This is a genomic window from Corynebacterium sp. NML 150383, assembly GCF_002285085.1.
GTDB lineage: Bacteria > Actinomycetota > Actinomycetes > Mycobacteriales > Mycobacteriaceae > Corynebacterium > Corynebacterium gottingense.
Genome location: NZ_NSGK01000002.1, coordinates 26409 through 44492 on the forward strand (window position 1 = coordinate 26409; position 18084 = coordinate 44492).

The 18084-nt window shown below is 65.5% G+C and carries 17 protein-coding genes and 1 tRNA gene; 12 read left to right on the plus strand and 6 right to left on the minus strand.

All coding sequences use genetic code 11. The annotated features are described in order from the left end of the window. The first annotated feature begins 74 nt into the window (after positions 1-74). Genes CKJ85_RS02125 through CKJ85_RS02135 form a run of 3 tightly spaced genes read left to right on the plus strand, consistent with a single transcriptional unit; the run spans position 75 to position 921 of the window. Complete coding sequence (locus CKJ85_RS02125; protein ID WP_095538178.1) at positions 75-281, plus strand: DUF4244 domain-containing protein; 207 nt, start codon at positions 75-77, stop codon at positions 279-281. Continuing rightward, on the plus strand, positions 281-565 hold the full coding sequence (locus CKJ85_RS02130; RefSeq protein ID WP_095535944.1) for a hypothetical protein: 285 nt from the start codon (positions 281-283) through the stop codon (positions 563-565). Before CKJ85_RS02125 ends, CKJ85_RS02130 begins: the two co-directional genes overlap by 1 nt. Continuing rightward, positions 565-921 (plus strand): Rv3654c family TadE-like protein, encoded by a 357-nt coding sequence (locus CKJ85_RS02135; protein ID WP_095546833.1) that lies wholly within the window; start codon positions 565-567, stop codon positions 919-921. Before CKJ85_RS02130 ends, CKJ85_RS02135 begins: the two co-directional genes overlap by 1 nt. Here the strand turns inward: CKJ85_RS02135 and CKJ85_RS02140 are convergent. Further along, positions 869-3256, minus strand: a complete 2388-nt coding sequence (locus CKJ85_RS02140) for a DEAD/DEAH box helicase (RefSeq protein WP_095553286.1) — start codon at positions 3254-3256, stop codon at positions 869-871. The two genes, CKJ85_RS02135 and CKJ85_RS02140, sit on opposite strands and share 53 nt — an antisense overlap. A gap of 190 nt (positions 3257-3446) precedes the next feature. Between CKJ85_RS02140 and CKJ85_RS02145 the strand changes: the two genes are divergently transcribed. After that, positions 3447-3650: a cold-shock protein gene (locus CKJ85_RS02145; RefSeq protein ID WP_034996968.1), complete on the plus strand. Its 204-nt coding sequence runs from the start codon at positions 3447-3449 to the stop codon at positions 3648-3650. A gap of 309 nt (positions 3651-3959) precedes the next feature. Here the strand turns inward: CKJ85_RS02145 and CKJ85_RS02150 are convergent, their stop codons facing one another. Further along, positions 3960-4592, minus strand: coding sequence for a VTT domain-containing protein (locus CKJ85_RS02150; protein WP_323746813.1), 633 nt, complete (start codon positions 4590-4592; stop codon positions 3960-3962). A gap of 261 nt (positions 4593-4853) precedes the next feature. Between CKJ85_RS02150 and topA the strand changes: the two genes are divergently transcribed. Beyond that, the gene (gene topA / locus CKJ85_RS02155; protein WP_198947130.1) at positions 4854-7766 is read left to right on the plus strand and encodes a type I DNA topoisomerase; all 2913 of its coding nucleotides are present in this window, start codon (positions 4854-4856) and stop codon (positions 7764-7766) included. After that, on the plus strand, positions 7767-8540 hold the full coding sequence (locus tag CKJ85_RS02160; protein WP_095553288.1) for a hypothetical protein: 774 nt from the start codon (positions 7767-7769) through the stop codon (positions 8538-8540). Between the two features lie 121 nt (positions 8541-8661). Here the strand turns inward: CKJ85_RS02160 and CKJ85_RS02165 are convergent, their stop codons facing one another. Next, complete coding sequence (locus tag CKJ85_RS02165) at positions 8662-10188, minus strand: adenylate/guanylate cyclase domain-containing protein (RefSeq protein WP_095553289.1); 1527 nt, start codon at positions 10186-10188, stop codon at positions 8662-8664. 58 nt (positions 10189-10246) lie between these two features. Here CKJ85_RS02165 and CKJ85_RS02170 point away from each other — a divergent pair, with 58 nt between their 5' ends. From CKJ85_RS02170 to CKJ85_RS11745, 6 genes are all read left to right on the plus strand, one after another. Further along, positions 10247-11476, plus strand: coding sequence for a DNA polymerase III subunit delta' (locus CKJ85_RS02170; RefSeq protein WP_095553290.1), 1230 nt, complete (start codon positions 10247-10249; stop codon positions 11474-11476). A gap of 74 nt (positions 11477-11550) precedes the next feature. Continuing rightward, positions 11551-11626, plus strand: a tRNA-Thr gene (locus tag CKJ85_RS02175). 107 nt (positions 11627-11733) lie between these two features. Then, entirely contained in the window at positions 11734-12021 is a 288-nt protein-coding gene (locus CKJ85_RS02180; RefSeq protein WP_095275179.1) for a hypothetical protein, read from the plus strand. A 74-nt stretch (positions 12022-12095) separates the two neighbouring features. Further along, positions 12096-12515, plus strand: a complete 420-nt coding sequence (locus tag CKJ85_RS02185; protein ID WP_095553291.1) for a hypothetical protein — start codon at positions 12096-12098, stop codon at positions 12513-12515. A 4-nt stretch (positions 12516-12519) separates the two neighbouring features. Continuing rightward, positions 12520-12939 carry a hypothetical protein gene (locus tag CKJ85_RS02190; RefSeq protein WP_095275177.1) on the plus strand — a complete coding sequence of 140 codons (420 nt, stop codon included), beginning with the start codon at positions 12520-12522 and terminating at the stop codon, positions 12937-12939. A gap of 540 nt (positions 12940-13479) precedes the next feature. Next, entirely contained in the window at positions 13480-14127 is a 648-nt protein-coding gene (locus CKJ85_RS11745) for a hypothetical protein (RefSeq protein WP_095275176.1), read from the plus strand. 228 nt (positions 14128-14355) lie between these two features. Here the strand turns inward: CKJ85_RS11745 and CKJ85_RS12160 are convergent, their stop codons facing one another. The 3 genes from CKJ85_RS12160 to CKJ85_RS02205 all read right to left on the minus strand — a co-directional run bounded on the left by CKJ85_RS12160 (position 14356) and on the right by CKJ85_RS02205 (position 18034). Further along, a complete protein-coding gene (locus tag CKJ85_RS12160) occupies positions 14356-14868 on the minus strand; it encodes a hypothetical protein (RefSeq protein ID WP_233126916.1) in 513 nt (170 codons plus the stop codon). Between the two features lie 255 nt (positions 14869-15123). Further along, positions 15124-16311, minus strand: coding sequence for an MFS transporter (locus CKJ85_RS02200; protein ID WP_095553292.1), 1188 nt, complete (start codon positions 16309-16311; stop codon positions 15124-15126). A gap of 49 nt (positions 16312-16360) precedes the next feature. Continuing rightward, the gene (locus tag CKJ85_RS02205; protein WP_198947131.1) at positions 16361-18034 is read right to left on the minus strand and encodes an AMP-binding protein; all 1674 of its coding nucleotides are present in this window, start codon (positions 18032-18034) and stop codon (positions 16361-16363) included. Positions 18035-18084 lie beyond the last annotated feature (50 nt).

Below are 18084 nucleotides of genomic sequence, written 5' to 3' on the forward strand. Positions count from 1 at the left end.
CCGAAAATCAACGACCACTCTCAACCAACGAAGGGAACACAAATACTATGAATACGATCAACACTGCTACCATCATGGGCGCTCAGAAGCTGCGCGGTTACACCGAGAAAATCGCTGTAAAAATACGCGATGACCAGGGGATGTCGACTATCGAATATGCGTTTGGTTCACTCGCGGCGGCCGCGCTCGCCGGAGTGCTCTACCTCGTGGTGAACGGCGACGGTGTGACCTCTGCAATTGAGGGCGTGATTACCGACGCACTCACGAACACCCCGGGCTAATGACCACGATCGAGACAGCGCTCTCGCTGTCCGCACTCGTCACCGTCGCGGCTGCCATCGTTGCCGGCATCGCCACCATCGCCGCCTACATCACGGCGGTGGATACGGCCGGGGCGGCGGCGCGCGCCCACGCGATCGGGGTGGAGTTCGCCCCGCCGCGCGGCAGCGTCGATGTCACCGAGTCCGGCGGGGTCGTCACGGTGACCGCGCGGGTCCCGGCGGCGGTGGGGCAGATGCAGGCAACCGCGCTGTTCCCCGTCGAGCACACCGCAGGGGAACGTTAATGGGCTGGCTCCGGAGACTCCGCAGCGAGGAAGGCTCGGCGACGGTCACCTCGGCGGGCATCATCACCGCGGTGATCGCGCTGGCGCTCGCCGTAGCCGCGGTCGGCGCGCGCGTCGTGGACCACCACCGCGCCCAGGTCGCCGCCGACCTCGCTGCCGTTTCTGGGGCGACGGCGCTCTACACGGGCGCGCCCGCCTGCGAGGCCGCCGAGCGCACCGCGACGCTCAACTCTGCGGCCGCAGAGTGGTGTGAGGTGGACACCGGCGACGTCACCGTCCGTGCCCGGATCGGGCGCGCCGAAGCTACTGCCCGGGCTGGCCCGGCTGAGGAGGAACGTCCCCGGCAGTCATGGTGACCAGCGCGCCCAGCAGCTTCAGCGCAGCGTGCTTGTTCAGCGGCTGGTTCCCGTTGCCGCACTTCGGGGACTGCACGCAGGACGGGCATCCGGACTCGCAGGGGCAGGCGCACACCGCCTCGAACGTCGCGGTGATCCACTCGTGGAAGCGGGCGAAGCCCTCGTCGGCGAAGCCCGCGCCGCCCGGGTGGCCGTCGTAGACAAACACCGTGGGCAGCATGGTGTCCGGGTGCAGCGCCGTGGACACGCCGCCGATGTCCCACCTGTCGCAGGTGGCCAGGAGCGGAAGCAGCCCGATGGCTGCGTGCTCTGCGGCGTGCAGCGCGCCGGGGACGTCGCCCGCCGAGATCCCCAGCTCGTCGAGAACCAACGGGTCGATGGTGTAGGCCACCGCCCGGGTGATCAGCGTCTGCTCGGGGAGGTCGAGCGGGATGTGCTCGGACACGGTGCCGTCGGCAAGCCGCACGACGTAGCCGGTGACCCGGTCGGTCACCTCGACGTCGACGTTGGCCACCCACAGGCCCGGGGAGGGGTGGACGCGCGCGGAGGCGTCGCCCAGGATCGCGATGTCCGTGGTGGAACGCGCCTGCGTGGAGTAGTCGGGCGTCTCGGGTGCCACCAGCGCCACGTAGCCGTCAAGGTCCAGCTTCTGGACCACGAAGGACTCGCCCTGGTGCAGGTAGACGGCGCCGTCGTGGACCTGCGTGGCAGCGCGCGCGGCGTCTACGGTGCCCAGCAGCCGGCCGTCCGTCGCGTCCACGATGAGGACCTCCTCCCCGGTGCCGCCGCGCAGGGACACGACGGAGTGTGCGGTCTCCGGGGTGAGCTCACCCTCCAGTTGCGGGGTGGCGAACCAGCCGCGGGGGCGGCGACGTAAATAGCCTTCCCGCTCGAGCTCCTCGACGACGTCGTGCGCGCCCAACGCGTCCACGTCCGAGTGCGACAGCGGCCGTTCGACAGCGGCGCAATAGACGTGTCCGCGCAGGATGTACGGGTTCTGCGGGTTGAACACCGAGGACTCCACCGGGCGGCCCAGCAGCGCGTCCGGATGGTGGACCAGGTAGGTGTCCATCGGCTCGTCGCGGGCGACCATGACCACCACGGAAGCCTGGCCGCGGCGGCCGGCGCGCCCCGCCTGCTGGCGGAACGAGGCGACCGTGCCCGGGAAACCGGCCATGACCACCGCGTCGAGGCCCCCGACGTCAATGCCCAGCTCAAGCGCGTTCGTGGTGGCGAGACCGAGGAGGTCGCCCTCGTCCAGCGCGCGCTCCAGCTTGCGACGATCCTCCGCCAGGTAGCCAGCGCGGTAGGACGCCACCCGGCCCGCCATGTCGGCGCGGCCCGCCACGACCAGGTCCTCCTGCGCACGCAGCGCGACCGTCTCCGCGGCGCGGCGCGAGCGCACGAAGGTAAGCGTGCGCGCGCCCTCCTGCATCAGCGTCGACATGATGGACGCTGCTTCGGTGGAGGCGGCGTAGCGCACGGGCGCACCGTTTTCGCCCTCCGCGCCCTCGATGAATCCGGGCTCCCACAGCGCGATCGTGCGGGACCCGGTCGGCGCGGTGTCCTCGGTGATGGCGGTGACGCTGCGGCCGCAGAGTCGGGACGCCTGCCCGGCCGGGGCCGCGGCGGTTGCGGAGGCGAACACCACGACCGGGTGCGACCCGTACGCGGCGGCGATGCGCAACAGGCGGCGCAGGACGAGGGACACGTTGGCACCGAAGACGCCGCGGTAGGTGTGGCACTCGTCCATCACCACGAAGCGGAGCTGGCGCAGGAAGCGCGCCCACCGGGGGTGCGCGCCGAGCAGCCCAGCGTGCAGCATGTCGGGGTTGGAGAAGACGAAGCGGGACGCCTCGCGGATTCCGGCCCGGGCCTCGGTGGGGGTGTCGCCGTCGTACGGGGCCGGGTGGACGCCGGAGAGCTGGGGAATCTGCGACGTCATCCGCAGCGTCGCCTGGAGCTGGTCCGAGCCCAGCGCCTTGGTGGGGGTGAGGTAGAGGGCGCACGCCTTGGGGTCCTCTGCAAGCGCGGTGAGGATGGGAAGCTGGTAACCGAGCGACTTTCCGGAGGAGGTGCCCGTGGCGATAACGGTGTCGTTGCCGTCGCGCACCGACTGCGCGCACTGGGCCTGGTGGGTGTAGGGGGCGGTGACGGAGGCGTCGATAAGCACTTGCTTCAGCTCGGGGAGCACCCACGCTGGCCACGGAGCGAACTGCGCGGGCGAAGCGGGGACGTCTTCCACGTGCGTGATGGTGGAGCTGCCGAAACGGCGGCGCAGGAGCTCGATGAGGTCTGCGCCGAGCGACGGTGGGGGTGCGGGGGTATGAGTCATTCCATATGAAGTATGCCACTCGCTATGCCAAAGTATGCGATTCGTGGCACACTAGAGCACGGTCACAGATTTTGTGTGCGCCCTCCAAAGGTGCTCGCGAGGATCGTTGACGCGGGCGCCAGGAACCCCGAGATGGTCCTGGTGGACGACCAAACATATCTCACTCAAGTTTTACGTGAAAGGTTTCACCATGGCTACCGGAACTGTTAAGTGGTTCAACGCAGAAAAGGGCTTTGGCTTCATCGCACCGGACGACGGGTCCTCCGACGTCTTCGTGCACTACTCCGAGATCCAGGGCTCCGGCTTCCGCACCCTGGAGGAGAACCAGCAGGTCGAGTTCGAGGTGGGCGAGGGCGCCAAGGGCCCGCAGGCCCAGCAGGTGCGCGCGCTGTAAGCCCGCATTCCAAAGAGACCCCGCTGCCGGTGACCCCGGAAGCGGGGTATTTTTGGGCCCGCTGCCCGGTCTGGTGGGGTGTGCGGGCGGGGTGCGCGGGTGAAACGGCAAAATGTGTGGGGTGGGGTGGGGTTTGGCCTGTTTGACGAGGGCAGGGTGACGAAGACGCAGGCCCCTTTCGTCGTATCCTCGTCATCCAGGTCTCGTCATCTGGGCGTCGAGAGCGCTGTTGCCGCCGTCGCCGCGGGCTGGCCGCCCTGTTTCCCGACGAGAGCGAGCGCGGGCGCCCCTCCCTACAGCCCTACACCCCTACAGCGAGGACTCGCCGCGGCGCTCGTCGCGCCAGTCGAACAGCTTGCCCTGCAGCTTCTGGACGCCAAAGCCGACGAGCGAGCCGAGCAGCACGCCCACAACCATGCCGAGCAGCGGGAAATCCGAGAACAGCGCGCCGCCGGCGTAGCCGATGCCCACGGAGAGGATGGCCCAGACGATGACGCCGATCGTGTCGTAGATGACGAAGGCGAACCAGTTAAAGCGCACCGAGCCGAGCACGATCGTGGCTACCCAGCGGGCCCAGGGGATGAAGCGGGCGACGATGATGGTGGCGCCCGCGCCGCGGTTCATGTTGCGGCGCACCCAGAGGATCGCCTGGCCGGCCTTGGACTCCGCGTCGAGCCGCTCGACATAACCGATGAGGCGGCCGCCGAGGGCGAAGCAGATGTTGTCGCCGATAATGCCGCCAATGATCGCGGCGACGATCACGGCCGTTACATCCGGCACTCCTTGCGAGCCGGCGAACGCGCCCGACAGGTTGAGCACGGACTCGGACGGGACGATCGGCGCGAGGGCGTCGGCGACGATGAGTACCGTGACGAGGGGGTAGAACAATGGGGTGCCCATGAGCATGTGGAGGAAGTTGATGAACGGGTCGAACATCTCCATGGGGTTCCTCCTTTCAAAACGCCTGGTCACGGGCTTGCCGCAGCGGTGCGATGGGAGCGGCGCTGCCGTATGCTCCCCGCTACGATACGCGCATGCACCGGGGACTGCGAGATCTCGGGTCTGCTACAAATGTTGGTGTTTGAGATTCGGCGTTTAGGCGCGCCCGCCGGGTGTATGCATATACTGCGAGAAAGCGCATGTATCGCATCAGTACATATATATAGGTGCGAATCGAGTAAATAGAGCGAGGTGTCACAAAGCGTGGCGGGAAACGGCAAAACCCTGGTCATCGTGGAGTCGGCGACGAAGGCGAAGAAGATCCAGAAGTACCTGGGCAACGACTACATCGTCGAGGCGTCCGTCGGCCACATCCGTGACCTGCCGGGCCGCGCCGCCGACATCCCCGCGAAGTACAAGAAGGAGCCGTGGGCGAAGCTGGGCGTGAACCCGGAGGCGGGATTCTCGCCGATCTACGTGGTCAGCCCGGACAAGAAGAAGAAGGTCGCTGACCTGCGCGCCAAGCTCAAGGAGTCGGACAAGCTGCTGCTCGCCACAGACCCCGACCGCGAGGGCGAAGCGATCGCCTGGCACCTGCTGGAAACGCTGAAGCCCAAGGTGCCGGTGGAGCGCATGGTGTTCAACGAGATCACCGAGTCCGCCATCCGCGAGGCCGCCGAAAACACCCGCGAGCTGGACATGGACCTGGTGGAGGCGCAGGAGACCCGCCGCATCCTCGACCGCCTGTACGGCTACGAGGTGTCGCCGGTGCTGTGGAAGAAGGTCATGCCGCGCCTGTCCGCCGGCCGCGTCCAATCCGTGGCCACCCGCGTCATCGTGGAGCGGGAGCGCGAGCGCATGGCGTTCATCGCCGCCGAGTACTGGGACATCACCGCGTCGCTCCTGCCACAGCAGGGCGAGAAGACCGAGTTCGACGCGAAGTTGGCCACGCTCGACGGCCAGCGCGTGGCGCAGGGCCGCGACTTTGATGATCGGGGTCGGCTGAAGGGCGAGGCGGTGGTCGTCGATAAGCAAAAGGCCAATTCGCTTGCCGACGGCCTCCGTGACCGCCCCATGCGCGTCACCGCAGTGGAGGAAAAGCCGTACACCCGCCGCCCGCACGCGCCGTTTATGACCTCGACCCTGCAGCAGGAAGCGGGGCGCAAGCTGCACTTCACGTCCGCGCGCACGATGCGCATCGCGCAGCGCCTGTACGAAAACGGCCACATTACGTATATGCGTACGGACTCGACCTCCCTGTCCAAGCAGGGCCTGCAGGCCGCGCGCTCCGCGGCCACCGAACTGTACGGCGACAGCTTCGTCTCCAAGTCCCCGCGCACCTACGACCGCAAGGTGAAGAACTCGCAGGAGGCGCACGAGGCGATCCGCCCCGCCGGTGAGCGCTTCGCCACCCCCGGCCAGCTCGGCGGGTCGCTGGACGCGGAGGAGTTCAAGCTCTACGAGCTGATCTGGCAGCGCACCGTGGCCTCGCAGATGGCGGACGCGCGCGGCAACTCCACCAAGGTCACCGTCGCCGGTGAGGCGGAAAGCGGCGAGCGCGCCGAGTTCACCGCCACCGGTCGCACCATCACCTTCCCGGGCTGGCTGCGCGCGTACTCCGACACCAACGACAAGGAGACGCACCTGCCGCAGCTGGCCAAGGGCGACGCGCTGGACGCGACGAAGCTGAGCGCCGACGAGCACACCACCAACCCGCCGTCGCGCTACAACGAGGCCAGCCTGGTCAAGAAGATGGAAGACCTGGGCATTGGCCGCCCGTCCACCTACGCCAGCATTATCAAGACCATCCAGGACCGCGGCTACGTGGTCACTCGAGGCAATGCGCTCGTGCCCAGCTGGGTGGCGTTTTCCGTGGTTGGTCTGCTGGAGAACAACTTTGACGCGCTGGTGGACTACGACTTCACCTCCTCCATGGAGGACGAGCTGGATGAGATCGCGCACGGCAACGAGGACCGCACCGAGTGGCTCACCGGCTTCTACTTCGGCGACGCCGAGGCGGACGAGAACATGGCCGAGGCCGTCGCGCGCCGCGGCGGGCTCAAACACATCATCGAGGCCAACCTGGAAAGCATCGACGCGCGCCAGGTGAACTCGCTCAAGCTCTTCGAGGACGCCGAGGGTCGCGACATCAACGTGCGCGTCGGCCGCTACGGTCCCTACATCGAGCGCCAGGTGGGCGTGACCGCCGACGGCGAGCCGGACTACCAGCGCGCCAACCTGCCGGAGGCCTCCACCCCGGACGGCATCACGCTCGACATGGCGGAGAAGCTCTTCGCCACCCCGCAGTCCGGCCGCGAGCTGGGGGAGAACCCGGCCAACGGCCGCACCGTGGTGGCCAAGGAGGGCCGCTACGGCCCGTACGTCACCGAGCTTGTGCGTGACGACGAGCGCGCCACCGCCGAGGCCCACGCCGAGGAGGTCATCGCGGCCGAGCGCGCCGAGGAGGACGCCCAGCGCGCCGAAGAAGGCAAGCGCAAGAAGAACTGGGAGACCAAGACGGCGGCGAAGCAGAAAGAAAAGCGCCTGGCCGAATTGGTGGACGAGCAACTCAAGCCCGCCACGGCGTCCCTGTTCCAGGACATGGAGCCGGCATCGGTCACGCTCGAAGAAGCGCTGAAGCTGCTGAGCCTCCCGCGCGAGGTGGGCACGGACCCGGCAGACGGCGAGGTCATCACCGCGCAGAACGGCCGCTACGGCCCGTACCTGAAGAAGGGTACGGACTCGCGTTCCCTGGCCAGCGAGGACCAAATCTTCAGCATCACCCTCGACGAAGCCCGCCGCATCTACGCGGAGCCGAAGCGCCGCGGCCGCGCCGCCGCGAAGCCACCGCTGAAGATGCTGGGCGACAACGACGTCTCCGGCAAACCCATGACCATCAAGGACGGCCGTTTCGGCCCGTACGTCACCGACGGCGAGACCAACGCGTCGCTGCAGCGCGGCGACACCCCGGAGACGGTCACCGACCAGCGCGCAAATGAGCTGCTCTCCGCCCGCCGCGCCCGCGAGGCCGAAGAGGGCCCGAAGAAGGCAACCAAGAAGAAGGTCACGAAGAAGAAGGCCACCAAGAAGAAGGCGACTAAGCGCGCGAAGAAGACGGTGAAGAAGCCCACGCAGACCACCAAGCGCGTGGTCAAGGCCGGCTCCAGGAAGAAGTAAATGTTCACCCGCACGCTCCGGGGCGCCGAGGCGCTTGTCGACGCCCTGCTTCCCCACACCAACCCCACCCCAGCCCGCCTCGCGTGGGCCGGGTGCGCGGACGCCGCCGGCATCGCCCACCTCGCCGGTTCACGCAGGGCTGCGCGTGTTGCCGAGCCGGCCTCCCGCGTCGCGCTCGCCGCGCTCCCGCTGCACCGGGAGGGCGGACGCGGCGCTGCCTCCGGCGCCGACGCTGTCCTGACCTGCGCCGTCCTGGCCTCCGCCGTCGCCGCCTTCGAGCAGCACCGCGCCCCGACGCGCCCGTCGGCGCTCGGCGTTGCGGCCCTGGCCGGCGAGCAGGCCGGCTACATCGCGCGGCGCGGGCAGCGCGGGGCGAGGGTGGGGAAGCGCGGCGGCGCGGCGGCGGCTGGCGGCGGCGCCGCTGGTGGTGTGGTCGCGGCCCGGGCGGACCGCCGCCTGCTGCCCGCCACGCTGCTCGGCGGCGCGGCGGTGGCTGCGACTGCCGCGCTGGCGAACGACCCCGCCTTCCGCGCCGATGCGAACGCGACCACCATCGACCCGGCCCGGGAGGGGTTAAGCCACGGTGCGAATCTGCTCGTCGCCGCCGAGGGGCTGCGCCTGCTCACCAACTCCGGCGTGGCGGCCCGGGTGTGCCGCGCCGCGGGCCTCCCGGCGTGGCTTGGCGAGCGCGGCACGCGCGCCGCGGTCTCCTGGGCGGGGTCGATCGGCCAGCTGCTACTCGTCCACGGGCTCACCGCGCCGGACCGACAGTGACAGATTTGCTCGGCGCGGGGGAGCCGGGAGGGGGGCGACCTGGGGGAATAGGGCTGGGTGCGGGAAATTTTACGCACTCTCGTCATTTGTGGGGCCCAGCAGCCCCCAAGCAACAACCTGCCTAGTACTGGTCCGCCATGGTGGAGCGCACTGGGCGCGCCAGCTGCGTCATCTTGTTACGGCCGCGCAGCTCGACCGACTTCATGAGGGTCCAGCGCTGCTGCTCGACCTCGTTGGCGGCGCGCAGGGTCGATGCGTTGGTGAGCACCCGGCCCTGGACGCCCTTGGCCAGCTCGGTGAGGCGGGCGGCGGCGTTGACGGCGTCGCCGATCACGGTGTACTCGAAGCGGTCGTGGCCGCCGATGTGGCCCGCCACGACGTGCCCGGAGGCGACGCCCACGCCGGCTTCGAGCTCCAGCCCGCCGAGCTCCTGGCGGAGTTCCCGGGCTGCTTGGAGGGCGTGCGAGGTGGCGTCGTGAAGCGAAACTGGGGCCCCGAAGACGGCGAGCGCCGCATCGCCCTGGAACTTGTTGATCACGCCCTTGTTGCGGTGGACGACCTCGACGACGATTTCGAAGAACTTGTTCAGCGCCGCGACGACCTCCTCGGGGGTGTGGTCGACGGCAAAGGTGGTGGAGCCGACGACGTCGACAAACACGACGGCGACCTTGCGGTCCTCGCCGCCCAGCTCCGGCTTTTCCTCGAGTGCCTTCTGGGCGACCTCGCTGCCCACGTAGCGGCCGAAGATGTCGCGGACGCGCTGGCGTTCGCGCAAGCCCCGCATCATCTCGTTGAACCCGGCCTGGAGGACGCCGATTTCGGAGCCGTCGTAAATGTCCACCTGTGTATTCGTCTCGCCGCGGCGCACGCTGTTGATGGCGTCCTGCAGCTCCTTGATCGGGTCGACCACGCTCATGATCACAAACGCGGTGCCGAACGCGCCCGTGACCAGGGCGGAGATGGCGAGCGCGAAGACGGCTGGCCCGAGCTCGCCCGGGGTATCGGTGAAGAAGCCGCGCGCCTGCGCAACGAAGAGCAGGACGATGCCCAGAATCGGCACCGCCGAGGTGGTGAACCACGTCATGTACAGGCGCTGCTTGATCGGCGGCTCCAGCGTGGAGTCCTCGAAGCGGCGCGCGAGCGCGGTGGCGGCGATCGGCCGCACGAGGCGCTCAGCCTGCAGGTAGGTGAGCACGGCGGTAACGAAGCAGGCCATGGAGGTCGCGATGAAAATGACCAGCGCAAACGGGCCGCTCGTGCGCGCGGTGATCACGGCGAGGATGGCGATACCGATGAGCCACACCACCACCACGATCATCGTCTGCAACACCGGCAGACGAAGCACCAGGTGGCGCACCATGTTTGGGTCGTGGTCCTCGGGGCTTCGCTGCCATTCCAGCACGGGCCGGAAGAGGAAGAACGTGACCACCATGCCCACGATCACGGCGAACACCACGTACACCAGCCCGATCAGGCCGAGCGTGGAGCTGTGCAGCGCCAGTTCATCGGTCTCCGGCATGGGGATGAAGTACCTGATGAACAACATGATTGCGGCGGCGCCGAGCACGTTGGTGCCAAGCACGGTTGCGGCGTACAGGGGCCATGAGGTGCCCCACACCCAACGCAGTCCGTGCCAGAATCTCTCCATGACCTATCACCTTAGCGTTCATCGTGGTTGTGGGGGCGAACTAGTAGGCTAGAGCAGCGTGACTCAGCCAGCCAATCCACGCAGCGTCGCAGAGCGCCTCGCCGACGCACCCCACGTGCGCGACGTCATCTTGTTCGCCGCAGCGTCTGCGCGCGAGCAGTTGCTTATCGACGCCCCCGCGGACCAATACGCAATGACCCACTCCTGGCTGTTCACGGGCCCGCCGGGCTCAGGGCGCTCGCAGGCCGCGATGGCGTTCGCCGCGGCGCTGGTGTGCACGGACCCACACGAGGTGGGCTGCGGCCGCTGCGCCGGGTGCCGCGACGCGCTGGCGGACCAGCACGCCGACGTGGTGCACGTGGTGCCCAAGGAACTGATCATCAAAACCGAGTACATCCGGGACATTGTGGCGCAAGCGGCCCGAATGCCCACGGTGGCCGCGCACCGCGTCCTGATCATCGAGAACGCGGATCGCCTCCACCCGGCCGCCGCGGACGCCCTGCTCAAGACGGTGGAGGAGCCGCCGGAGCGCACCGTGATCATCATGCTCGCGCCGTCGACGGACCCCGAGGACTTCTCGCAAACTCTGCGCTCTCGCTGCAGGCACCTCTATATCCCGTCGCCGTCCGAGTCGGAGCTCGTGCGCATCCTCATGGACGAGGAGGGCGCGAGCGAGCACGACGCGCGCCTGGCCGCGGCGACCTCGCTGCGCCACGTGGGCCGCGCGCGCCTGCTGGTGCGCAACCCGGACATCCAGCAGCGCCGCGCCCGCGCGATCAACCTGGCCGAGCTGATTTTCCACGGCGCACAGGCGTTCCAAGCAGTGGGTTCGCTGGTCAAGGCGACTGAGAAGGAAGCTGTCGACGCCTACGCAGAGGAAGATGCCGCCGAGCGCGCCAAACTCGAGCAGGCCCTGGGCATGGGCGCGAAGGGGAAGGGCGCGGCGAAGGCGCTGCGCGGGGCGGCCAGCTCCATCAAGGAGCTTGAGTCGCGGCAGAAAGCGCGCGGCACCCGGCGTAAGCGCGACGTCTTCGACCTGGTCCTGGTGGACCTCGCCGGCGTGTACCGGGATGCGCTGGTGGTGCAGTCGGGTGCCGACGTCCCGCTGACGCACCCCGACTTCGAGCCACTTGTCCGCGAGGTAGCGGACCGCGTACCCGCCGCCGGCCTGGTCGCCTGCCAGGACGCGATCGCGCAGTGTCGCGCCCGCCTGCACCAGTCCGTGACACCGACCGTGGCGTTCAACGGCATGATCGGACACCTGCGCATCGCCTGCGGCGTGCGCTGACCTGCTGGTTTATTATTTGCCGGTTTCTGCACTACAATCACTTTCCGGTACAGCGTCACTTTGTGCGTTGTCCGGCCGCCTTAGCTCAGTCGGCAGAGCGTTTCACTCGTAATGAAAAGGTCGCGAGTTCGATTCTCGCAGGCGGCTCCACCAAAACCCCAGATAGAACACCGTTTTAGCTGGGGTTTCATCGTAGGTCTGGCGCGCCAGTTGTTCCAGGTTGTGGTGGCCACCCCCAAATGAATTCAGGGAGAAATATGATCTATGTGGTCTTTGGCGCAGCGGTCGCGATATTCATCTCCTTATGCATCATGGCAATGGGGTACCTTGTCCACCTTTCAGTGAAGCGAAAGGTGCTTTCTCCATTCCGTTTCTTAGTCGTGATGGTTTTACTAGCCCCGGTTTTTCTGATCTACGACATTCTCAGCGATGAGATGTGTAGCGGCCTTTTCAATTATGCGGTCAGCGGATACTTAATTACCGCAGTCATCATCGGATCTCTAGGGCGCATCATCGCGGATGGCTCCAGTGAAGCGCGGGAATAGGGGCGACTCCTGGGCAAGAGAACGACTCACCTGACCCCAAACGTCTCATCAACACCTAACTCGGCAGGAGCAAAATGAGTTCATACAAAGACATCACGACCTTCTCTGTCCCTATGCTCGTCAAGTCTCTGAATACGTTGCAGATTTCTGCGAGAGAGGACAACGGCGATTGGGGCGCCCAATTTCCGCAAGGTGTTGCCATCTTCGTTCCCGAGGGTGAATATTTCAGTGTCCGCATTGAGTCCTCTCAAACAATCCCGTCAGGCGAGCAGCTTGCGGCAATGAACGCTATCAATGCGACGAACGACAACCTCGCATTCGGCAAAGTGGTTCCTAATGTCATCGAGGGACGCAGGATGGTTGTCTTCCGCAATCACTTCAACTTCACCCAAGGTGTGTCCCAATTCCAGCTGGACACGCTCATCGACGCCAGCTTGCAGGTCGGGTTCGACGCGCTGGGAAAGATCGAAGCTCTTTTTGAAGGAACGGAGTAAGTCCATGGGATTGTTTGGAAAGAAGAAGCCGACGTTGCGTGAAGCATCCGTCGAATCTATTGGGGAGGCACTCTCCTCTCTGGGGCTTAGCTGCTCGCAGCTGTCGACTGGTGGGTTGCTTACTAAGGTCAATGGGGTTCCTATCTACATCGTTGATCAGGACACGAACATTGGTATTGGTGGGATGATCCAGGCGCGTCAGCCGAAAGCAGAGGACCTCAATTGGATCAGCGACTTTAATAATCGTGCGTTGTGGCCGGTGGTCTTCCGCGTGGACCAAGAGACTGCGAGTGTTATCCACGCTGAGCATCGAATCATCAAGGGCGTTGCGTACTCCGAAGCACAGCTGCGTGACGAAGCTGAGCTTGGAGTCCTGATTGTTGCGGATACCTTGCTGCGTTACAGCGAGGAGCATCCGCAGTAGGCCACTACCCAATAAGACTCTCGGTATGAGCAAGCGAGTGCAATGAGTTTTTGCGTTTTAACCATCATCTCATTCATTTCGCCCGCTCAAGCCAGCACGTTCGGACAGGCACCCACGGTATCCTACGCAGTCGATTTGAATGATCCGCAGGAACAGGAACATGTCAATCCATATGGATTGTTTCCGCAGCCATTCAGATTCAAATCTCGTTTTTCGACCTCCCGCATATTTCTACATCTGAAGGACCTAGGGCGGCCAGTGTCCACGGATGGTGGGATCAGGTTTCTGGCCCGCAAGAACTGCTACGGTACGTATTGAGCTTTGGCCAAGGACCCCATGGCCAGGGGTTCCGAAAGGTAGGGACGGGTACCAAAATTCTATTCCTGGTGGGGGCGGTCGCTGAAATCGGGCTACCGCACGTGCTATCTGCAAGAATCACGGTCAAACGGTATTTCGAGGCGACGTCGATGTGGAGATCAACGATGATGCTGATGCCCCTGGCATGGTTTGGGGTGTAGAAGTGACGCTACCCTGCGGGGTGTGACATACACCGTGTACGAGGACAACTACATCATCCTTGAGACTTCTGCCTCAGCCGCCGTGGAAGTAGACGTAGACCTACTCTTTGATCGCTTTAGGTGGGCAGAATTATCGCTTGGCTTCGCCAGCACCGGGAATTCCTTGAACGAGGAAGTCTCTTCGGGTCTCTGGGAACTCAATGACGTCACACGCAACATGAACAAAGAGCTACAAGCTATCCAAATACATGTAAATGTCCGCTCTGCGGAGGGCCGATTGCCCCTTCGGCAACTCTTCGCTGTGTGGGACTTGGCGCTCCCTGTAGCTATCATCTCGAACCTTCGGTCGGTCGCCATGAAGAGAATTTCGCGTCCTGGAATCTCTCCAGTACAGCGGAATTCCTTTCCCGACTTCTATTCGGGGCACTGCCTTGCAGATATAGACAAGGAATCCTGGGCAAGTGCTGTAGCGCTCGTCGATCATGCTGTAGTTCGACACCGCACACCTGAGCAAGGAAAAATCGCGTTGAAAGTCAGGGGAGAAAAGACCAAAGAAGTAACGTTCTATGCAGAAGGATTCCGCCCCGTGATCATCTCCCGTGATTTTGAATCGATCTTGGGTGATCTTCCCCTCGAAGAAGAATGGTCTGTCGCAGCTATCCGGATATGAGCAGGGCATTGATTGCAAGCCTCAGCCACGAGATCAACACACTCGAACCGGCGAGGCTGCATTGTCCAAACGGAGCTAGCTCCATTTGGACCAAGGCCGGGCACAAAACCCCAGTTCGCACCGTTTTAGCTGGGGTTTCTTCGTTGGTTTGGCGCGCCGGGTTGCCGCAGGAAATCCGGGGTGAGAAGTGGGTCACCTCACGGAATCTATAGGCCCTTGAAGCAATACTTAGACCGACCAAGGGCGACCGTAATTAATGTTTTCGTTACTACTTTCAGTAAACGGTGACAGCAAGTAGCGACTCTTCCATGGGCATGGGACCCGCCACAGGTACGTGTTATCGCCTAAATAACCGTCTTCGTTTTGTGTTCCTTCTCGTTCAGGTTGGGGACGCACGATTCCAAGGAAATTATCTGGGACGCGAGCTTTACGTCCTACCGGATCCGACCATTGGAGATCCTGATTACAGTAGCCCTCGTCCATAAAATCACCGGTAAAATGGATGAGGATTTCACGCGGTGCAGCACTGGGATGAGGGAGATTATCAATGGGAATGTCCTCATACCAGATATCATGGTTTATCTGTTTCCCCTCTTCGATCCAGTTGAGAACGGTTGTTTCGTCGAAACTAGCACCTGCCAAAACTTGTAAAGCCGAGGAAGGGTCATCTAGGTAGAAACGTTTCACATACGCCAGATAGATACGAGGCGGGGGAGCGACCCGGGAAGCATTGTCAGTCATTGCCGGGAATCTTACCGCCTACGCGGGTTGTTTTGCTATCGCAGCAGCTATCCGGATATGAGTAGGGGCAATGATTCTCGGCACTAGCGACGCGATTCATCACACTCCAACCCGTGGGATTGCATTGTCCAAACGGAGCTAGCTCCATTTGCACCCGCCCGCTCCGTAAAGCCCCAGGTCGCCGTCGCCCGCATCGGCCAAACGGAGCTAGCTCCATCTAGGACGTCACACCCACGACGCCACACCGACGAAACCTCAACTCCCAACAACCCCACGCATCAGGTACCCGCGGCGAATCTGCGCGGCGCGGATGAGCGCGGAGCACCCGGCCAGCGCGGCGAGCACCACGAACGGCAGGCTCGGCCCGACGCGCGGCGTGATCCACGCGATCAGCGGCGAGATCCCGAACCCGATGTAGGTGGCCACGTAGTACAGCCCGATGACGCGGCCGCGTTTTTCGGGTGGGGTGTACTCGTCGACGTCGAGAAGCCCCTCGCGCAGGCACAGCCCGTACGCCAGCCCGAGCAGCGCGGTCGCCGCCACAAACACCCAAGCAGACGGCCGTGCTCCGCCAACCGCGATGAGCGCCATGCCGCCGCCCGCGCCGAGCGCCCCGACCACACCCGCGCGCGGCCCCCACTGCCCGCGCCGCGCGAGCGCCTGCACGGCCAGCGCCACGCTAAAGCCCAGCACCGCGGCCACACCAGGCATAAACGCCGCGCCGATGGCAAAGTCGGTACACCCGGCCAGCACCACCATCGCGGTCGTGATCGAGGCGAAAACCCATATCCCCATCGGCACCGCAGTCGCGAGCGCCTTGACCTCGCTGTGGCCCGGGCGAGCCTCAGCAGTCTCTCGCGTCACCGCAGGCGCGCCGTCGTCGCGCATGCTTATCGACGCCACCACCACCCCCATAGCCATCACAATCGGCACCACGAACGGGACCTTCACCGCGTCTGCGGCCAGGTGGGCGACCACACCGGAGGAGACCGGACCGAGCATGAACCCGGTGGTCAGGGCGATGCCCGCGGCGGTGGCACCGCCCGCGCCGCGGAGTCTGCCGGCCCAGGCAGTGCCGGCGCTGACGACCAGCCCCACCCCGAGCCCGACAACGAAGCGGCCGAGGAGCAACCCGTGCCCGGGGATACCCAGCATGAGGTAGACATTGCCTGCGGCCGCGATGACGGTGCCCGCAACGACGGCGGGGCGCGACCCGAAGCAGTCAGCGATCCACCCGCCGATGAGCAGGCTGGGGAAGAGCCCGAGCGCGTAGATGCCGTAGGCGCTGTTGGCTAACACTGCGGAGACGTCGTGGTCGCGGCGCAGCAGCACCAGCACTGAGGCGAAGTGGTTCGCTGACCACCCGGCCGTGATGAGGAACGCGAGGGCGAGGAGGAATGGTGCGCGGGCGTTGTCGCGCGGGCCCGGTGCAGCAGCTCCCATGGGGCTCCTTCCGCCCGGGGATGAGCACTGGCACCCTGGTCCTCGGGACTTATGTGTCGCGGCGGCTTTCCGGCAGCAGGCGGGGGACAACCTTGCCCGTCGCGTTGCGCGGAAGCTTGTCCACGAAGTTTACGTCGCGGGGGATGGAGTGGTCAGCCAAATGGGCTCGGACCCAGTCGCGAATTGCCTGGGGAGTCAGGCGAGCGCCGGCGTCGGAGCGTTCGCGCACCACCCACACGGCGATGCGCTTGAAGGTGTCGGGGTCGTCGACGCCGCCGGAGTGGAGCTCGTCCACCCCCGGCATCTTCTCCAGGACCTCGGTGACGGACTGCGGGTGCACGTTTTCGCCGCCGACGATGATCATGTCGTCGTTGCGACTTAAGACGTGGAGGTAGCCGTGCTCGTCGAAGTAGCCGAGGTCGCCCATCTCCACGAGTCCGTCGATGGTGACCAGCGGGGTGTCCGGGTTGGTGTAGCCGCGCAGGGCCGTTTCGTTGTTGAGGAAGATGCGGCCGACTTCGCCTTGGGGGACTTCCTGGTTGTTGGCGTCGTAAAGCTTGAGCACCGTGCCCGGCGGGACGCGGCCGGCGACGGAGAAGTCGCTGGCCAGCAGTTCCGGGTCAGCGGCCGCGGCGAGGGCGAGTTCGGTGGAGCCGTAGATGTTGGCCAGGATGGGGCCGAAGCGCTCGTGCATGCGCTCAATGATGGCGGGGGTGAGCGCGTTGCCGGCCGAGCCGATGAACTTCAGGTGCGAGGTCTCGTAGCGCTCGTTGCCGGGGACGTCCAGCATCTGTTTGAAGAAGACAGGGGAGGAGACGAGCCCGTCGCAGCGGAAGTTCTGGATCTGGCGGAACACGTTCTCGGGATCGAAGACGCGCTGGGTCACCACGGTGCCGCGCACGCCGAGCGTGATGTTGAGCGCGGACCACCCCCAGGTGTGGAAGATGGACGCCGTCATCTGGATGGTGTGGCCGGAGCGGAACGGCATGGCTTCGAGGTAGCCGGCTGCCACGATCGGCAGCTTCGGCTCGGGGCGGAGGATGCCTTTGGGGATGCCGGAGGTGCCCGATGACATGAGCACCATGTCGCCGTGCGCGGGGAAGGTGGGGAGTGCGGGGAGGTCGCGGGTGCCGCGGGCGATGATGCCGGCCTGGGTCAGCTCGTCGCCGTGGTCGCGGGAAGTGTGCGCCCACACCGTGGTGACGTGGTCGATCCCCTCGGGGATGCGGTCGGCGAACTCGTCGTCGATGAACAGGATGTTGATGTCGTTTTCCGCGATGATGCCGGCGAGCTGCTCTAGGGAGGAACCGATGTTGAGCAGGAAGATCGTGCCGCCGGTGTAGCCCTTCGCCGCGAGGGGCAGGATGATGCCGCGGCCGTTGCGCGCCATCACGCCGATGCGCAGCGCGTCGAGGTCCTGCGCGCGCTGGACGTCAAGCATCCAGCGGCCGAGGGTGCGCGAGTGGTCGCGGAGCTGGCGGTAGGTGAGGAGGCCGTCGTCGTCGATAAGCGCGGTGCGCTCGGGCACTGCCGCGGCGCCCTGCTCGACCTCGCGCGCGGTGGTGAAGCGGTAGCGCGCGAGCGCGGGCGCGAGGGTGAGCAGGGCTTTCGGCCCGCCTTCGGCGCTGATGAAGCCGGCGCGGGTGGCGGCGCGGAGGAAGCGGGCCGCGGAGCGCGCGGTGAACGCGGCGCGGCCCACGGGAGAGAGTGCGGGGTGCGGCATGGCGCGAGGTCCTTCTTTCCCTGAAAAGCTGGCAGACACAGCATATCTGC

Coding starts and splice junctions, on each gene's coding strand:
- CKJ85_RS02140 (WP_095553286.1), bottom strand. CDS start 3,256: ATGACTCATACCCCCGCACCCCCACCGTCGCTCGGCGCAGACCTCATC.
- CKJ85_RS02160 (WP_095553288.1), top strand. CDS start 7,767: ATGTTCACCCGCACGCTCCGGGGCGCCGAGGCGCTTGTCGACGCCCTG.
- CKJ85_RS02125 (WP_095538178.1), top strand. CDS start 75: ATGGGCGCTCAGAAGCTGCGCGGTTACACCGAGAAAATCGCTGTAAAA.
- CKJ85_RS02205 (WP_198947131.1), bottom strand. CDS start 18,034: ATGCCGCACCCCGCACTCTCTCCCGTGGGCCGCGCCGCGTTCACCGCG.
- CKJ85_RS02135 (WP_095546833.1), top strand. CDS start 565: ATGGGCTGGCTCCGGAGACTCCGCAGCGAGGAAGGCTCGGCGACGGTC.
- CKJ85_RS02145 (WP_034996968.1), top strand. CDS start 3,447: ATGGCTACCGGAACTGTTAAGTGGTTCAACGCAGAAAAGGGCTTTGGC.
- CKJ85_RS02200 (WP_095553292.1), bottom strand. CDS start 16,311: ATGGGAGCTGCTGCACCGGGCCCGCGCGACAACGCCCGCGCACCATTC.
- CKJ85_RS02165 (WP_095553289.1), bottom strand. CDS start 10,188: ATGGAGAGATTCTGGCACGGACTGCGTTGGGTGTGGGGCACCTCATGG.
- CKJ85_RS02180 (WP_095275179.1), top strand. CDS start 11,734: ATGATCTATGTGGTCTTTGGCGCAGCGGTCGCGATATTCATCTCCTTA.
- CKJ85_RS02185 (WP_095553291.1), top strand. CDS start 12,096: ATGAGTTCATACAAAGACATCACGACCTTCTCTGTCCCTATGCTCGTC.
- CKJ85_RS02190 (WP_095275177.1), top strand. CDS start 12,520: ATGGGATTGTTTGGAAAGAAGAAGCCGACGTTGCGTGAAGCATCCGTC.
- CKJ85_RS02130 (WP_095535944.1), top strand. CDS start 281: ATGACCACGATCGAGACAGCGCTCTCGCTGTCCGCACTCGTCACCGTC.
- CKJ85_RS02150 (WP_323746813.1), bottom strand. CDS start 4,592: ATGGAGATGTTCGACCCGTTCATCAACTTCCTCCACATGCTCATGGGC.
- CKJ85_RS12160 (WP_233126916.1), bottom strand. CDS start 14,868: ATGACTGACAATGCTTCCCGGGTCGCTCCCCCGCCTCGTATCTATCTG.